15 protein-coding genes are annotated in these 15,379 nt (G+C 70.3%); 14 read left to right on the forward strand and 1 reads right to left on the reverse strand.

All coding sequences use genetic code 11. The annotated features are described in order from the left end of the window. Positions 1-5 precede the first annotated feature (5 nt). The 12 genes from RCR19_RS30525 (at position 6) to nusB (ending at position 12,760) form a co-directional block, all read left to right on the forward strand. Positions 6-353: a hypothetical protein gene (locus RCR19_RS30525; protein WP_331268042.1), complete on the forward strand. Its 348-nt coding sequence runs from the start codon at positions 6-8 to the stop codon at positions 351-353. Then, the gene (gene alaS / locus RCR19_RS30530; protein ID WP_331268043.1) at positions 353-3,025 is read left to right on the forward strand and encodes an alanine--tRNA ligase; all 2,673 of its coding nucleotides are present in this window, start codon (positions 353-355) and stop codon (positions 3,023-3,025) included. Before RCR19_RS30525 ends, alaS begins: the two co-directional genes overlap by 1 nt. A 14-nt stretch (positions 3,026-3,039) precedes the next feature. After that, positions 3,040-3,504 carry a Holliday junction resolvase RuvX gene (ruvX, locus tag RCR19_RS30535; RefSeq protein WP_059125552.1) on the forward strand — a complete coding sequence of 155 codons (465 nt, stop codon included), beginning with the start codon at positions 3,040-3,042 and terminating at the stop codon, positions 3,502-3,504. 123 nt (positions 3,505-3,627) lie between these two features. After that, positions 3,628-5,439, forward strand: a complete 1,812-nt coding sequence (mltG, locus tag RCR19_RS30540) for an endolytic transglycosylase MltG (RefSeq protein ID WP_331268044.1) — start codon at positions 3,628-3,630, stop codon at positions 5,437-5,439. Then, positions 5,436-6,278 carry a shikimate dehydrogenase gene (locus RCR19_RS30545; RefSeq protein ID WP_331268045.1) on the forward strand — a complete coding sequence of 281 codons (843 nt, stop codon included), beginning with the start codon at positions 5,436-5,438 and terminating at the stop codon, positions 6,276-6,278. The genes mltG and RCR19_RS30545 overlap by 4 nt, the downstream gene beginning before the upstream one ends. A gap of 182 nt (positions 6,279-6,460) precedes the next feature. Next, positions 6,461-7,645: a chorismate synthase gene (gene aroC, locus RCR19_RS30550; RefSeq protein WP_331268046.1), complete on the forward strand. Its 1,185-nt coding sequence runs from the start codon at positions 6,461-6,463 to the stop codon at positions 7,643-7,645. Continuing rightward, a complete protein-coding gene (locus tag RCR19_RS30555; RefSeq protein WP_107116470.1) occupies positions 7,642-8,157 on the forward strand; it encodes a shikimate kinase in 516 nt (171 codons plus the stop codon). The genes aroC and RCR19_RS30555 overlap by 4 nt, the downstream gene beginning before the upstream one ends. After that, on the forward strand, positions 8,154-9,245 hold the full coding sequence (aroB, locus tag RCR19_RS30560; RefSeq protein ID WP_220294801.1) for a 3-dehydroquinate synthase: 1,092 nt from the start codon (positions 8,154-8,156) through the stop codon (positions 9,243-9,245). Before RCR19_RS30555 ends, aroB begins: the two co-directional genes overlap by 4 nt. Before the next feature lie 257 nt (positions 9,246-9,502). Beyond that, positions 9,503-10,375 (forward strand): Pro-rich N-terminal domain-containing protein, encoded by an 873-nt coding sequence (locus RCR19_RS30565; protein ID WP_331268047.1) that lies wholly within the window; start codon positions 9,503-9,505, stop codon positions 10,373-10,375. Positions 10,376-10,607: 232 nt separating this feature from the next. Beyond that, entirely contained in the window at positions 10,608-11,714 is a 1,107-nt protein-coding gene (locus RCR19_RS30570; protein WP_331268048.1) for an aminopeptidase P family protein, read from the forward strand. Between the two features lie 45 nt (positions 11,715-11,759). Further along, positions 11,760-12,326 (forward strand): elongation factor P, encoded by a 567-nt coding sequence (efp, locus tag RCR19_RS30575; protein ID WP_331268049.1) that lies wholly within the window; start codon positions 11,760-11,762, stop codon positions 12,324-12,326. 2 nt (positions 12,327-12,328) lie between these two features. Then, the gene (gene nusB / locus RCR19_RS30580) at positions 12,329-12,760 is read left to right on the forward strand and encodes a transcription antitermination factor NusB (protein ID WP_059125544.1); all 432 of its coding nucleotides are present in this window, start codon (positions 12,329-12,331) and stop codon (positions 12,758-12,760) included. Between the two features lie 156 nt (positions 12,761-12,916). On the opposite strand, the gene bldD is transcribed toward nusB, so the two are convergent. Beyond that, positions 12,917-13,417: a transcriptional regulator BldD gene (gene bldD, locus RCR19_RS30585; protein ID WP_055492879.1), complete on the reverse strand. Its 501-nt coding sequence runs from the start codon at positions 13,415-13,417 to the stop codon at positions 12,917-12,919. Between the two features lie 266 nt (positions 13,418-13,683). Between bldD and pyrR the strand changes: the two genes are divergently transcribed. Next, positions 13,684-14,256 carry a bifunctional pyr operon transcriptional regulator/uracil phosphoribosyltransferase PyrR gene (gene pyrR / locus RCR19_RS30590; RefSeq protein WP_331268050.1) on the forward strand — a complete coding sequence of 191 codons (573 nt, stop codon included), beginning with the start codon at positions 13,684-13,686 and terminating at the stop codon, positions 14,254-14,256. 88 nt (positions 14,257-14,344) lie between these two features. Then, a complete protein-coding gene (locus RCR19_RS30595) occupies positions 14,345-15,376 on the forward strand; it encodes an aspartate carbamoyltransferase catalytic subunit (protein ID WP_331268051.1) in 1,032 nt (343 codons plus the stop codon). The last annotated feature ends 3 nt before the right edge of the window (positions 15,377-15,379 follow it).

A 15,379-nucleotide genomic window follows, 5' to 3' on the forward strand; every position in this document is an offset into this window, starting at 1 on the left:
GAGCGATGTTCCGCCGTACGTTCTGGTTCACCACGGGCGTCGCCGCCGGTGTCTGGGCCACCACCAAGGTCAACCGCAAGCTGAGGCAGCTGACGCCCGAGAGCCTGGCCGCTCAGGCCGCGAACAAGGCGCTGGAGGCGGGGCACCGGTTCAAGGACCGCGCAGCGGACTTCGCGTCCGACGTCCGCGCCGGCATGGCCCAGCGGGAGGCCGAACTCGACGACGCGCTGGGCCTGAACGCGTCCGTCGACCAACTCCCGGCACCCCGGCGGCACGCCGCCATCGAGAACCGCAACAGCCCCAAGTACATCGAGCCCCCGATGTACTCGAACAACCGGAATGAGGACCACTGATGGAGTCGGCTGAAATCCGCCGCCGCTGGTTGAGCTTCTTCGAGGAGCGCGGTCACACCGTCGTCCCTTCGGCGTCGCTCATCGCGGACGACCCGACTCTGCTGCTCGTCCCGGCCGGCATGGTGCCCTTCAAGCCCTACTTCCTGGGTGAGGTCAAGCCGCCGTTCGCGCGCGCCACCAGCGTGCAGAAGTGCGTGCGCACGCCCGACATCGAAGAGGTCGGCAAGACCACCCGGCACGGCACCTTCTTCCAGATGTGCGGCAACTTCTCCTTCGGCGACTACTTCAAGGAAGGCGCCATCAAACTCGCCTGGGAGCTGCTCACTTCGCCCCAGGACAAGGGTGGTTACGGCCTCGACCCCGAACGGCTGTGGATCACCGTCTACAAGGACGACGACGAGGCCGAGCAGATCTGGCACGAGGTCGTCGGTGTGCCCAAGGAGCGCATCCAGCGCCTGGGCATGAAGGACAACTTCTGGTCCATGGGCGTGCCCGGACCGTGCGGCCCCTGCTCCGAGATCAACTACGACCGCGGCCCCGAGTTCGGCGCCGAGGGCGGTCCCGCCGTCAACGACGAGCGGTACGTGGAGATCTGGAACCTCGTCTTCATGCAGTACGAGCGCGGCGAGGGCATCGGCAAGGAGAACTTCGAGATCCTCGGCGACCTGCCGAGCAAGAACATCGACACCGGGCTCGGCCTGGAGCGGCTCGCCATGATTCTGCAGGGCGTGCAGAACATGTACGAGATCGACACGTCCATGGCCGTGATCGACAAGGCCACCGGGCTCACCGGTGTCGCCTACGGCCACTCGCACGCGTCGGACGTCTCGTTGCGCGTGGTCACGGACCACATGCGCACCGCCACCATGCTGATCGGCGACGGCGTCACCCCCGGCAACGAGGGCCGTGGTTACGTCCTGCGCCGCATCATGCGCCGTGCCATCCGCAACATGCGCCTGCTCGGCGCCACCGGCCCGGTGGTCAAGGACCTGATCGACACCGTGATCGAGATGATGGGCCGGCAGTACCCCGAGCTGATCAGCGAGCGCGAGCGCATCGAGAAGGTCGCCGTCGCCGAGGAGAACGCCTTCCTCAAGACGCTGAAGGCGGGCACCAACATCCTCGACACCGCCGTCACGGAGACCAAGGCCTCCGGTGGCACGATCCTGTCCGGCGACAAGGCGTTCCTGCTCCACGACACCTGGGGCTTCCCGATCGATCTCACCCTCGAGATGGCCGCCGAGCAGGGTCTGAGCGTCGACGAGGACGGCTTCCGCCGTCTGATGAAGGAGCAGCGGGAGCGCGCCAAGGCCGACGCCCAGGCCAAGAAGACCGGCCACGCCGACCTCGGTGCCTACCGCGAGATCGCCGACAGCGCCGGAGCGACCGACTTCATCGGCTACTCGGACGTCGAGGGCGAGTCCACGATCGTCGGCATCCTCGTCGACGGCGTCACCTCCCCGGCCGCCACGGAGGGCGACGAGGTCGAGATCGTCCTGGACCGCACCCCGTTCTACGCCGAGGGCGGTGGCCAGATCGGCGACACCGGCCGCATCAAGGCGGACTCCGGTGCCGTGATCGAGATCCGTGACACGCAGAAGCCGGTCCCCGGCGTCTACGTCCACAAGGGCGTGGTCCAGGTCGGCGAGGTCACGGTCGGCGCCAAGGCCCACGCCTCGATCGACACCCGCCGCCGCAAGGCCATCGCCCGTGCCCACTCGGCCACGCACCTGACCCACCAGGCCCTGCGCGACGCCCTCGGCCCGACGGCCGCCCAGGCCGGCTCGGAGAACCAGCCCGGCCGCTTCCGCTTCGACTTCGGCTCCCCGTCGGCCGTCCCGACGACCGTGATGACCGACGTCGAGCAGAAGATCAACGAGGTGCTCGCCCGCGATCTGGACGTCCAGGCCGAGGTCATGGGCATCGACGAGGCCAAGAAGCAGGGGGCCATCGCCGAGTTCGGCGAGAAGTACGGCGAGCGCGTGCGCGTGGTGACCATCGGCGACTTCTCCAAGGAGCTGTGCGGCGGCACGCACGTGCACAACACCGCCCAGCTGGGTCTGGTCAAGCTGCTCGGCGAGTCGTCGATCGGTTCGGGCGTGCGCCGTATCGAGGCCCTGGTCGGCGTCGACGCCTACAACTTCCTCGCCCGCGAGCACACGGTCGTCAACCAGCTGACCGAGCTGCTCAAGGGCCGCCCCGAGGACCTGCCCGACAAGGTCTCCAGCATGCTCGGCAAGCTGAAGGACGCCGAGAAGGAGATCGAGAAGTTCCGCGCCGAGAAGGTGCTGCAGGCCGCCGCCGGGCTCGCCGGGTCCGCCAAGGACGTGCGCGGAGTCGCCGTGGTCACCGGCCAGGTGCCGGACGGCACGACGCCCGACGACCTGCGCAAGCTGGTGCTGGACGTGCGGGGTCGGATCCAGGGGGGACGGCCCGCCGTGGTCGCCCTGTTCACCGTGAACAACGGCAAGCCCCTCACGGTCATCGCCACGAACGACGCCGCCCGCGACCGCGGCCTCAAGGCCGGTGACCTGGTCCGCACGGCGGCCAAGACCCTCGGTGGCGGCGGTGGCGGCAAGCCGGACGTCGCGCAGGGAGGCGGCCAGAACCCCGGCGCCGTCGGCGAGGCCGTCGAGGCCGTCGAGCGCCTGGTCGCCGAGACCGCCAAGTAGGGATCGGCACCGGTATGAGAAGAGGACGCCGACTCGCGATCGACGTCGGTGACGCCCGGATCGGGGTCGCCTCGTGCGACCCCGACGGGATCCTGGCCACCCCGGTGGAGACCGTCCCCGGCCGGGACGTCCCGGCGGCCCAGCGCCGGCTGAAGCAGCTCGTCGAGGAGTACGAGCCGGTCGAGGTCGTCGTCGGCCTGCCCCGTTCCCTGAAGGGAGGGGAGGGTCCGGCCGCCGTGAAGGTGCGGGGTTTCGCGCAGGAACTGGCGCGTTTGATCACGCCCGTTCCGGTCAGGCTCGTGGACGAGCGGATGACCACGGTGACCGCCGGTCAGGGACTGCGCGCCTCGGGTGTGAAGTCCAAGAAGGGCCGGTCGGTGATCGACCAGGCGGCGGCTGTCATCATCCTCCAGCAGGCGCTGGAATCCGAGCGAGTGTCAGGTAAAGCACCCGGCGAGGGCGTCGAAGTGGTCATCTGATCGCGATACGGTAACGTTCCGCGCGATGCGATGGTGTTCGAACAGCCGTCGCACGGCAATGGGGCGGAACGGAAGCCGGGCCACCGGAGCCTGCGACCGTCGCTTCGAGGCTCTAGGGGATCGATGACTGAGTATGGCCGGGGCCAAGGCTCCGCACCGTGGGATCCGGAGGACCCGTTGTACGGGGACGGCGGATGGGGAGGGCATGAGGGCCAGGTGCCCCAGCCCCCCTACGGCGGCCAGCCGCAGCAGCACCCGGAGCAGCCGCAACAGCACTACGGCGACTGGGGCGGCGCCCCACAGGCCGGATACGACCAGGGGCAGCAGGGGTACCAGCAGTACCCGCAGCCGGGTCAGCAGCAGTATCCTCAGCACGGTCAGCCGCACTACCCGCAGGGCGGACAGCCCCAGTACCCGCAGCCCGGTCAGCAGCAGTATCCGCAGGCCGGGCAGCAGCACGGTCAGCCCCAGTACCCGCAGCCGGGGCAGCAGCAGTACCCGCAGCCGGGACAGCCGTACGGCCAGCAGCAGGGACAGCAATACCCCGGGCAGGCGCAGCAGGGTCACGGCAACGCCGGCTGGGACCCGAGCGGTCAGTCCGGCGCGCCCTACACGAACGGTCCGTCGGCCCCGTACGGCTCCGAGCAGCCGGACTTCTACCAGACCCCGGACGCGTATCCGCCGCCCGAGCCGCCGAACCGGCGACGGGCGGAACCGGAGCCCGAGACCGACTGGGACCCGGGACCGGACCAGGGCGAGCACGCCTTCTTCGCGGGCGACGACGATGACGACGCCGATGACGAGGCGGCCGACGGCCGCAAGGGGCGCGGCGACAAGGGCACGGGCAAGAAACGCCGCAACGGGTGCGCCTGCCTGGCGGTCGTGCTGGTGCTCGGCGGAGGCGTGGGCGGTGTCGGATATGTCGGATACCAGTTCTATCAGAGCCATTTCGGTCCGGCGCCCGACTACGAGGGCGAGGGGAACGGCCAGCAGGTAGCGGTCACCATCCCGCAGGGCGCCACCGGTTCCGTCATCGGACAGGTGCTGAAGAAGGCGGGTGTCGTCAAGAGCGTCGACGCCTTCGTGGCCGCGCAGGAGCAGAACTCCGCGGGGAAGAGCATCCAGGCGGGCACGTACACGCTCAACAAACAGATGTCCGCGGCCGCGGCCGTCGAGTTGATGCTCAGCCCCAGGAGCAAGAACAACCTGATCATCGCCGAGGGCTGGCGCAATACGAAGATCTACACGGCGATCGACGAGCGTCTGAAACTCAAGGCGGGCACCACCGAGGGCGTCGCCAAGAAGGAGTGGAAGAGCTTCGGCCTTCCCGACTGGGCCAACAGCGACAAGGCCATTCAGGACCCGCTGGAAGGATTCCTCTATCCCTCCAGCTATCCGGTCGCCAAGGGCATGAAGCCCGAGGACGTCCTGAAGCAGATGGTCGACCTGGCCAAGCAGAAGTACGCCGCACTGGGCATAGAGGCCAAGGCCGAGAGCCTCAACCTGGAGAATCCGCTCCAGGTGCTCACGGTCGCGAGCCTCGTCCAGGCCGAGGGCAAGTACAAGCACGACTTCGAGAAGGTCGCGACGGTCGTCTACAACCGGCTCAAGCCGGACAACACCGAGACCTACGGACTGCTCGACTTCGACTCCACGGTGAACTACCTGCGTGGCCAGTCCAAGCTCGACACCGGTTCCGTCGACTCGCTGCGGCAGATCAACAACCCCTACAACACGTACAAGTTCAAGGGACTGCCGCCCGGACCGATCGACAACCCCGGCGACGTGGCGATCAAGGCCGCCCTCAAGCCGGCGAAGGGCAACTGGTACTACTTCGTCTCGATCAACGAGAACGAGACCCTCTTCGCCGAGACGAACGAGGAGCAGAACCGCAACCGCGACAAGTACTTCAAATCACAGAAGAAGAGTCAATGACGGACACCGCCGACCGGCGCCGGGCCGCCGTCCTCGGTTCCCCGATCGCCCACTCCCTCTCGCCGGTGCTGCACCGCGCCGCGTACGACGAGCTCGGGCTGAAGGACTGGTCCTACGACCGGTTCGAGATCGACGAGGCGGCGCTGCCGGGGTTCGTTGAGGGGCTCGGTCCCGAGTGGGCGGGTCTGTCGCTGACCATGCCGCTGAAGCGGGCCGTCATCCCGCTGCTCGACTCCATCAGCGACACCGCCGCCTCGGTGGAGGCGGTCAACACCGTCGTACTCACGAAGGATGGACGACGCCTAGGGGACAACACCGACATCCCCGGGATGGTCGCCGCCCTGCGCGAGCGCGGCATCGAGCAGGTCGACTCCGCCGCCGTCCTCGGTGCCGGCGCCACCGCCTCCTCCGCGCTGGCGGCGCTGGCCCGGATCTGCACCGGCGAGGTCGTCGCCTACGTCCGCAGTGAGGCGCGGGCCGCCGAGATGCGCCAGTGGGGCGAGCGGCTCGAGGTCGACGTCCGCACCGCGGACTGGTCGCAGGCCGACCGGGCGCTGCGCGCCCCGCTCGTCGTCGCCACCACACCCGCCGGTACGACGGACGCGCTGGCCGCGGCCGTCCCCGAACGTCCCACGACCCTTTTCGACGTGCTGTACGACCCCTGGCCCACCGCGCTCGCGGCCCGCTGGTCGATGTACGGCGGCGCCGTCGTCGGCGGCCTGGACCTGCTGGTGCACCAGGCCGTGCTCCAGGTCGAGCAGATGACCGGCTGTGCCCCGGCCCCTGCGGACGCCATGCGCACGGCGGGGGAGCACGCCCTGGCGGCCCGCCGAAGGTGACGGAAGCGGGCCCCACGCAGGGCCCACGCACGTCCGCCTGCTGGACCTGGGGCTGTTCCCGGCGCCGGACGTGGGAGGATCGTAGATGGCCGGCCGGAGCCGCGCACTCGGTCGTGCCGTCGCCGTACGCGAGGACGTGCGTACGCAGGGCAGTACCAGAGCGCGAGCACTGAGGAGCACCGTTGAGCAGGTTGCGCTGGTTGACCGCGGGGGAGTCCCACGGCCCCGCACTTGTCGCGACGCTGGAGGGTCTTCCCGCCGGCGTGCCGATCACCACGGAGATGGTGGCGGACCACCTGGCACGACGGCGGCTCGGCTATGGGCGCGGTGCCCGGATGAAGTTCGAGCGGGACGAGGTCACCTTCCTGGGCGGGGTGCGGCACGGCCTCACCCTGGGCTCCCCGGTGGCGGTCATGGTCGGCAACACCGAGTGGCCCAAGTGGGAGCAGGTGATGGCGGCCGATCCGGTGGACCCGGAGGTGCTGGCCGGCCTCGCCCGCAACGCTCCGCTGACCCGGCCGCGCCCCGGACACGCCGACCTGGCCGGTATGCAGAAGTACGGGTTCGACGAGGCGCGGCCGATCCTCGAGCGCGCGTCGGCCCGGGAGACCGCGGCCCGGGTGGCGCTGGGCGCGGTGGCCCGGTCGTACCTGAAGGAGACCGCGGGCATCGAGATCGTCTCGCACGTCGTCGAGCTGGCCTCGGCGAAGGCGCCCTACGGCGTCCACCCGACCCCCGAGGACGTGGAGCGCCTGGACGCCGACCCGGTGCGCTGCCTGGACGCGGACGCGTCGAAGGCGATGGTCGCGGAGATCGACCAGGCACACAAGGACGGCGACACCCTCGGTGGTGTGGTGGAGGTACTGGCCTACGGGGTGCCGGTCGGACTGGGCTCGCACGTGCACTGGGACCGGCGGCTGGACTCGCGGCTGGCGGCTGCGCTGATGGGCATCCAGGCGATCAAGGGCGTCGAGGTCGGCGACGGCTTCGAACTGGCCCGGGTGCCGGGCTCGAAGGCGCACGACGAGATCGTCACGGGCCCGGAGGGCATCAGGCGCGCCACGGGCCGCTCCGGCGGCACCGAGGGCGGCCTGTCCACGGGCGAGTTGCTGCGGGTACGGGCCGCGATGAAGCCGATCGCGACCGTCCCGCGCGCGCTGAGGACCGTGGACGTGGCCACGGGTGAGCAGACGCAGGCGCACCACCAGCGCTCCGACGTGTGCGCGGTCCCGGCGGCCGGCATCGTCGCGGAGGCGATGGTGGCGCTCGTCCTGGCGGATGCCGTGGCGGAGAAGTTCGGCGGCGACAGCGTGGCCGAGACCCACCGCAACGTGCGGTCCTACCTCGAGAGCCTGGCGATCCGGTGAGCGCGCCGCTGGTGGTCCTGGTCGGCCCCATGGGCGTGGGCAAGTCCACGGTAGGGCAACTCCTCGCGGAGCGGCTCGGTGTGGGTTTCCGTGACACGGACGAGGACATCGTCGCCGAGCAGGGCCGCTCGATCGCCGACATCTTCGTGGACGAGGGGGAGTCGGCCTTTCGCGCCCTGGAGAAGCGGTCGGTGCACACGGCGCTGGCCGAGCACGACGGGATCCTCGCCCTCGGGGGCGGCGCGATCCTCGACGAGGAGACGCGTGCCCTGCTGGGCGGGCACCGCGTCGTCTATCTGTCGATGGACGTCGAGGAGGCGGTCAAGCGGACCGGCCTGAACGTGGCCCGCCCGCTGCTCGCGGTCAACCCGCGCCGTCAGTGGCGCGAACTGATGGAGGCCCGCCGCCATCTCTACGAGGAGGTCGCGACGGCCGTGGTGGCCACCGATGGCCGCAGCCCCGAAGAGGTCGGTCAAGCCGCCCTGGACGCACTGGAGTTGAAGGAAGCATGAGCGAGGCAGTGACGCGGATCCAGGTCGGTGGCACCGCGGGCACGGAGCCGTACGAGGTGCTGGTCGGCCGTCAGCTCCTCGGTGAACTGGCCGGCCTGATCGGCGACCGGGCCAAGCGGATCGCGGTGATCCACCCCGAGGCGCTGACCGAGACGGGTGAGGCGCTGCGCGCCGACCTCGCCGAGCAGGGCTTCGAGGCGATCGCCATCCAGATCCCGAACGCCGAGGAGGCGAAGACCGTCGAGGTCGCCGCCTACTGCTGGAAGGCGCTCGGCCAGTCGGGCTTCACCCGCACCGACGTCATCGTCGGCGTGGGCGGCGGCGCGACCACCGACCTGGCCGGGTTCGTCGCCGCGACCTGGCTGCGCGGGGTGCGCTGGATCGCCGTCCCGACCACGGTGCTGGCCATGGTCGACGCGGCGGTCGGCGGCAAGACCGGCATCAACACCGCCGAGGGCAAGAACCTGGTGGGCGCCTTCCACCCGCCCGCGGGCGTGCTGTGCGACCTGGCCGCGCTGGACTCTCTCCCGGTCAACGACTACGTGTCCGGACTCGCCGAGGTCATCAAGGCCGGCTTCATCGCCGACCCGGTGATCCTGGAGCTGATCGAGGCGGACCCCGAGGCCGCCCGTACCCCGGCGGGCCCGCACACCGCGGAGCTGATCGAGCGCTCGATCAAGGTCAAGGCCGAGGTGGTCTCGTCGGACCTGAGGGAGTCGGGTCTGCGCGAGATCCTCAACTACGGTCACACGCTCGGCCATGCGATCGAGAAGAACGAGCGGTACAAGTGGCGCCATGGCGCGGCCGTCGCCGTGGGCATGCACTTCGCCGCCGAACTCGGCAGACTGGCGGGCCGGTTGGACGACGCGACCGCCGACCGCCACCGTGCGGTCCTCGAGGCCGTCGGACTGCCGTTGCACTACCGCTACGACCAGTGGCCCAAGCTTCTGGAGACGATGAAGCTCGACAAGAAGTCCCGAGGCGACCTGCTGCGCTTCATCGTCCTCGACGGCCTGGCCAAGCCCACGGTGCTGGAGGGCCCGGACCCGGCCGTCCTGCTCGCCGCCTTCGGCGAAGTGGGGCAGTAGCGGCGCCTGCCCTCAGGCGGCAGCCGCGCCCCCGGTCGGTCCGGCGGGCGACTCGTTCCCCTCGGCGCGGTTGACCCGATTTGCCCACGGCGACGGGCACTTCGGACGCTCCCCGGCCGTTCACACAACGGCGGCCGGGGACGGTACCGTTCGGTAGGGAGCGGGGTGTCAAGCCCGCTGCCGGCGGCGATCGCCACAGCGGCGAGCGAGCCGGAGGCGAGCCGAGCCCCGAAGACGACGAGACGGAGTGGCACCGGATGCAGCACGCAGTGGGAGCTCCGCTGCCGCCGCCCCACCAGCCGGGGCAGGGTCCGGGGACCGACTGGTCACCGGACGCACACCAGCCGGGACAGCCGGGCGGCCACCCGGTACCCGCTCCGCAGCCCCCGCCCGCATCGGCGCCGGGCTTCGCGGGAGCGCCGATGCCCCCGGGAGCACCGTCCACCCACGTCCCGCCTCCGCAGCCGCCGGTTCCTCCGGCTCCCGACACGACGGGCCACGTCCGGCTTCCGCCCGGTGGCCCGGTCGGCATACCGAGCGCCCCGCCGGCCAGCGGGGCGCCCGATCCCTCGTCCACCACACTCGCCGTGCTGCTGATCGGCCCGGCGGGCGCGGGCAAGACGAGTGTGGCGAAGTACTGGGCCGACCACCGCCGGGTCCCCACGGCCCACATCAGCCTCGACGACGTGCGCGAATGGGTGCGCTCGGGCTTCGCCGACCCACAGTCGGGGTGGAACGAGAACTCGGAGGCGCAGTATCGTCTCGCCCGCCGTACCTGCGGCTTCGCGGCCCGCAACTTCCTGGCCAACGGCATCTCGTGCATCCTCGACGACGCCGTCTTTCCCGACCGCCCCGTCGTCGGTCTCGGCGGCTGGAAGCGGCACGTGGGACCCGGTCTGCTGCCGGTCGTGCTGCTGCCCGGTCTGGAGGTGGTCCTGGAGCGCAACGCGGAGCGCACCGGCAACCGCCGCCTGACGGACGAGGAGGTCGCCCGCATCCACGGACGGATGGCCGGCTGGTACGGCTCGGGGCTGCCGATCATCGACAACTCCCAGCTCGACGTGCCGGGCACGGCCCGGGTTCTGGACGAGGTCCTGGTGCGCTCGATCGCGAGCCCACCGACGTGGTGAGGTGACGCGGAGGGCGAGCTGCGGGCGGCGGCGGCCTTCGGCCAGGTCGCGCGCCCGGCGTGCGGCAGGAAGGGGCCGGCCGCTCCCCGACGCACCACGGCAGGGGTCCCCAAGGGATTTCGTCCGCCTTTGCGCGGTGACCCGACACGCGCGGAATTCCATCGGACGGTGCCCGCCGCCCGTCCGGACCTCTGGACCGGCGACATCCGGCAGACGCTCGTAGGCTCGGGTCATGTCAGAGGTGTACGCGGCCCGCCGCGAGCGGCTGAGAGAATGCTGCAGCGCGGGTGGCAGCGCGACCGCGCTGATCTCCCGCCCTGCCAACGTCCGCTACCTCTCGGGCGCCGCGCCCGAGGGTGCGGTCCTGCTGCTGGGCATGGACCAGGACGTGCTGGTGTGCACCGGACCGCTGGACGACCAGTACGCCGACGGACGGCCGGACGAGGCGGTGCGGGTGCAGGTGCTGCCGGTACCCGCAGGCGACACGGCCGTGGCCGCGGCCGACCTCGCGTCCGCGCAGGGCGCCGAGTCCCTGGCGGTCGAGGAGAACCATCTGACCGTCGGCCGGTACCGGGCCATGAACTCCGTCGCCCCGAGGCTGCGGCTCGGCGACCTCGGCGGCGCCGTCGAGCAACTGCGTGTGGTGAAGGACGAGGAGGAGATCGCCCTACTGCGGATCGGAGCGGAGATCGTCGACCAGGCTCTGAGCGAGCTTTTGGAGTCGATCCTGGTGGGCCGCACCGAGCGCCACCTCGCCCTGGAACTGGAGCGGCGCCTCGTCGACCACGGTGCCGACGGACCCGCCTTCACCACCTCCGTCGCCACCGGACCGAACTCCGGCCGCCGCAGCCACCGCCCCACCGACCGGCGCGTGGAGGAGGGTGACTTCCTCTCCGTGTGCCTCGGGGCCACGTACCGCGGCTATCGCTGCGAGATCGGCCGTACGTTCGTCATCGGCACCTCTCCGGCCGACTGGCAGATCGAGCTGTATGATCTGGTGTTCGCAGCCCAGCGAGCCGGACGGCAGGCGCTGACGCCCGGAGCCGCCTACCGGGACGTGGACCGCGCGGCGCGCCAGGTACTGGACTCCGCCGGGTACGGGAGCGGCGTCCCGGCGCTGACGGGGCACGGCGTGGGGCTCGAAATCGACGAGGACCCGCAGTTGGCTCCCGCGGCCATGGGTAAACTGGACGCTTGCGTGCCGGTCACCGTCGAACCGGGGGTCCACCTCCCGGGCCGGGGTGGTGTCCGGATCGATGACACGCTCGTCGTACGCCCCGAGGCGGACGGCGGACCCGAGCTACTCACCATCACGACCAAGGAGCTGCTCGCGCTCTAGCGCGCGCCCCCGGGGTCGTACGTCAGTCCAGGAGATTCCGCAACCGTGGCTTCCACGAACGACCTCAAGAACGGCATGGTGCTCAAGCTCGAAGGCGGCCAGCTCTGGTCCGTCGTCGAGTTCCAGCACGTCAAGCCCGGCAAGGGCCCGGCATTCGTGCGCACCAAGCTCAAGAACGTGCTCTCCGGCAAGGTGGTCGACAAGACCTTCAACGCCGGTGTCAAGGTCGAGACGGCCACTGTCGACAAGCGCGACATGCAGTTCTCGTACAAGGACGGCGAATACTTCGTCTTCATGGACATGGAGACCTACGACCAGCTGCACATCGACCCGAAGGCCGTCGGCGACACGGCGAACTTCCTGATCGAGGGCTTCACGGCCGTTGTGGCGCAGCACGAGGGCGAGGTGCTCTTCGTGGAGCTGCCGGCCGCCGTCGAGCTGACCGTCGCCGAGACCGAGCCGGGCGTCCAGGGCGACCGCTCCACCGGTGGCACCAAGCCGGCCACGCTGGAGACCGGTCACCAGATCCAGGTCCCGCTCTTCATCACCTCCGGTGAGAAGATCAAGGTCGACACTCGCTCGAGCGACTACCTCGGCCGGGTGAACAGCTAACCGTGGCTGCCCGTAACACGGCCCGTAAGCGCGCCTTCCAGATCCTCTTCGAGGGGGACCAGCGTGGGGCCGACGTCCTCACGGTCCTCGCGGACTGGATCCGGCACTCGCGCGGCGACACCCGGCAGCCGCCGGTGAGCGAGTACACGATGCAGCTGGTCGAGGGCTACGCGGAGCACGCGAGGCGCATCGACGAGCTCATCGCGCAGTACGCGGTCGGCTGGACGCTCGACCGGATGCCGGTCGTCGACCGCAACATCCTGCGTCTCGGCGCCTACGAGCTGATCTGGGTCGACGAGACCCCCGACGCCGTGGTGCTGGACGAGATGGTGCAGCTCGCCAAGGAGTTCTCGACGGACGAGTCGCCCTCGTTCGTCAACGGGCTGCTCGGCCGGCTCAAGGACCTCAAGCCGTCCCTGCGCCGCGAGGGCTGACGTACACGAACGCCGGAGGGGCCCGCAGCATCTGTGCGGCGGGCCCCTCCGGCGTTCGTGGAGAGCGCCGTGACACCGTCGAAAAGCCGCCGGCCCGTCCGGAGCCATGTGGTTCCGGCCGGCCCGGCGGCACGTTTCTGCTGAAGGGTGGAGAGGTCAGCTCTCTTCGTGGGAGACGGCGCGGCGCGCGTCCGCGTCCAGTACGCCCCAGCTGATCAGCTGCTCGGTCAGGACCGAGGGCGACTGGTCGTAGATGACGGCGAGCGTGCGCAGGTCGTCCTGGCGGATCGACAGCACCTTGCCGTTGTAGTCTCCGCGCTGCGACTGGATGGTCGCGGCGTAGCGCTGAAGCGGGCCCGCCTTCTCGGCCGGCACATTGGCCAGCCGCTCAAGATCGAGGACAAGCTTCGGCGGCGGCTCGGCGGCACCACCGGGGGTGGTGCCAGGCAGCAGCTCCTGCACCGGGACCCCGTAGAAATCCGCCAGCTCGGCGAGGCGCTGCACGGTGACGGCGCGGTCTCCGCGCTCGTACGAACCAACCACGACCGCCTTCCAGCGTCCCTGGGACTTCTCCTCCACACCGTGGAGGGAAAGGCCCTGCTGGGTGCGGATCGCCCGGAGCTTGGCCCCGAGCTGTTTGGCGTATTCGCTGGACATATAGCTCCCCGGACACGGTGTCGACGTGCGGCTCGGCCGCGCGGCTGGTGACTCACTGTGAGGTTACGCAGCGTGACTCTGCCCCGTCAAGCCGAATGGTCCGGACCGACCCTTCCGTGGTAGACGGTCTGCGATGCCGCCGAACGGGTGACGCGTGAACCCAGGGGGGTGATCGGCACCCCTTCGGAAGGCTGGTAGCGTGTATGGCGCAATTCCGACGTCCTTTAAGATCCGTCCCGTGAGGCGGAGAAGGGGGTCCGTTTCGTATGGACACACAGCATTCCGATGCCCGGCCCGTTCTCGAAGGCCCCGACATCGCGCGGGTGTTGACCCGCATCGCCCACGAGATCGTAGAGCGCGCCAAGGGCGCCGACGACGTGGTGCTCCTCGGCATCCCGACCCGGGGCGTCTTCCTCGCCCGGCGGCTCGCCGACAAGCTGGAGCAGGTGACCGGCCGCAGGATCCCGGTCGGCTCCCTCGACATCACCATGTACCGCGACGACCTGCGCATGCAGCCGCCGAGGGCGCTGGCCCGCACCGAGATCCCCGGTGACGGTGTCGACGGCCGCCTCGTCGTCCTCGTGGACGACGTGCTCTTCTCCGGCCGCACCATCCGCGCCGCCCTCGACGCACTGAACGACATCGGGCGCCCGCGCGCGGTCCAGCTCGCGGTCCTCGTCGACCGCGGACACCGCGAACTCCCGATCCGCGCCGACTACGTCGGCAAGAACCTCCCCACGTCGCTGCGGGAGACGGTCAAGGTCCAGCTATCCGAGGAGGACGGTCGCGACACCGTGCTGCTCGGTGTGAAGCAGACCGTCCCGGGCGCGCAGCGCTAGCACTCCGGCGTACATCCCGCGAGTGCGCTCCGGCGCGCGCCCGCCTGCCCAAAATCTCCCGAATGAACTTTTTTACGGAGCCTGAAAGATGCAGCGTCATCTCATCTCGGCCGCCGACCTCACCCGCGACGACGCCGTCCTGATCCTCGACACCGCCGAGGAGATGGCCCGGGTCGCCGACCGGCCGATCAAGAAGCTGCCGACCCTGCGCGGCCGCACCGTGGTCAACCTCTTCTTCGAGGACTCCACCCGCACCCGGATCTCCTTCGAGGCCGCCGAGAAGCGGCTGTCCGCGGACGTGATCAACTTCTCCGCCAAGGGATCAAGCGTGTCCAAGGGCGAGTCCCTGAAGGACACCGCACAGACCCTGGAGGCCATGGGCGTCGACGCCGTCGTCATCCGGCACGGCGCCTCCGGGGCCCCGTACACCCTGGCCAACTCCGGCTGGATCGACGCCGCCGTGATCAACGCGGGTGACGGCACCCACCAGCACCCGACCCAGGCCCTGCTCGACGCCTTCACCATGCGCCGCCGCCTCGTCGGCCGGGACGCGGGGCTCGGCCGCGACCTGGCCGGCAAGCGCATCACGATCGTCGGCGACGTACTGCACAGCCGGGTCGCCCGCTCCAACGTCGACCTGCTGCACACCCTGGGCGCCGAGGTCACGCTGGTCGCCCCGCCGACCCTGCTGCCGGTGGGCATCGGGTCCTGGCCCTGCGAGGTGTCGTACGACCTCGACAGCACGCTGCCCAAGGCCGACGCGGTGATGATGCTGCGGGTCCAGCGCGAGCGCATGAACGCCGCCTTCTTCCCGACCGAGCGGGAGTACGCGCGGCGCTACGGCCTCGACGCCGACCGCATGGCCAAGATGCCCGCGGACGCCATAGTGATGCACCCCGGCCCGATGGTCCGCGGCATGGAGATCACCGCCGAGGTCGCGGACTCCGACCGCTGCACCGCCATCGAACAGGTGGCCAACGGCGTCTCCATCCGCATGGCCGTCCTCTACCTGCTGCTGGGAGGGAACGAGCCAGCCGTCGGCCAGGCCCGCCCGTCCGTCCACCAGCAGCCTTCCGACCGGCGCCCCGCGCACACCGTTTCCACGGACGAGGAGAAGTAAGAC

The organism is Streptomyces sp. WAC07094, assembly GCF_036320405.1.
Lineage (GTDB): Bacteria > Actinomycetota > Actinomycetes > Streptomycetales > Streptomycetaceae > Streptomyces > Streptomyces lannensis.

Coding starts and splice junctions, on each gene's coding strand:
- RCR19_RS30525 (WP_331268042.1), top strand. CDS start 6: ATGTTCCGCCGTACGTTCTGGTTCACCACGGGCGTCGCCGCCGGTGTC.
- alaS (WP_331268043.1), top strand. CDS start 353: ATGGAGTCGGCTGAAATCCGCCGCCGCTGGTTGAGCTTCTTCGAGGAG.
- ruvX (WP_059125552.1), top strand. CDS start 3,040: ATGAGAAGAGGACGCCGACTCGCGATCGACGTCGGTGACGCCCGGATC.
- mltG (WP_331268044.1), top strand. CDS start 3,628: ATGACTGAGTATGGCCGGGGCCAAGGCTCCGCACCGTGGGATCCGGAG.
- RCR19_RS30545 (WP_331268045.1), top strand. CDS start 5,436: ATGACGGACACCGCCGACCGGCGCCGGGCCGCCGTCCTCGGTTCCCCG.
- aroB (WP_220294801.1), top strand. CDS start 8,154: ATGAGCGAGGCAGTGACGCGGATCCAGGTCGGTGGCACCGCGGGCACG.
- RCR19_RS30565 (WP_331268047.1), top strand. CDS start 9,503: ATGCAGCACGCAGTGGGAGCTCCGCTGCCGCCGCCCCACCAGCCGGGG.
- RCR19_RS30570 (WP_331268048.1), top strand. CDS start 10,608: ATGTCAGAGGTGTACGCGGCCCGCCGCGAGCGGCTGAGAGAATGCTGC.
- bldD (WP_055492879.1), bottom strand. CDS start 13,417: ATGTCCAGCGAATACGCCAAACAGCTCGGGGCCAAGCTCCGGGCGATC.
- pyrR (WP_331268050.1), top strand. CDS start 13,684: ATGGACACACAGCATTCCGATGCCCGGCCCGTTCTCGAAGGCCCCGAC.
- RCR19_RS30595 (WP_331268051.1), top strand. CDS start 14,345: ATGCAGCGTCATCTCATCTCGGCCGCCGACCTCACCCGCGACGACGCC.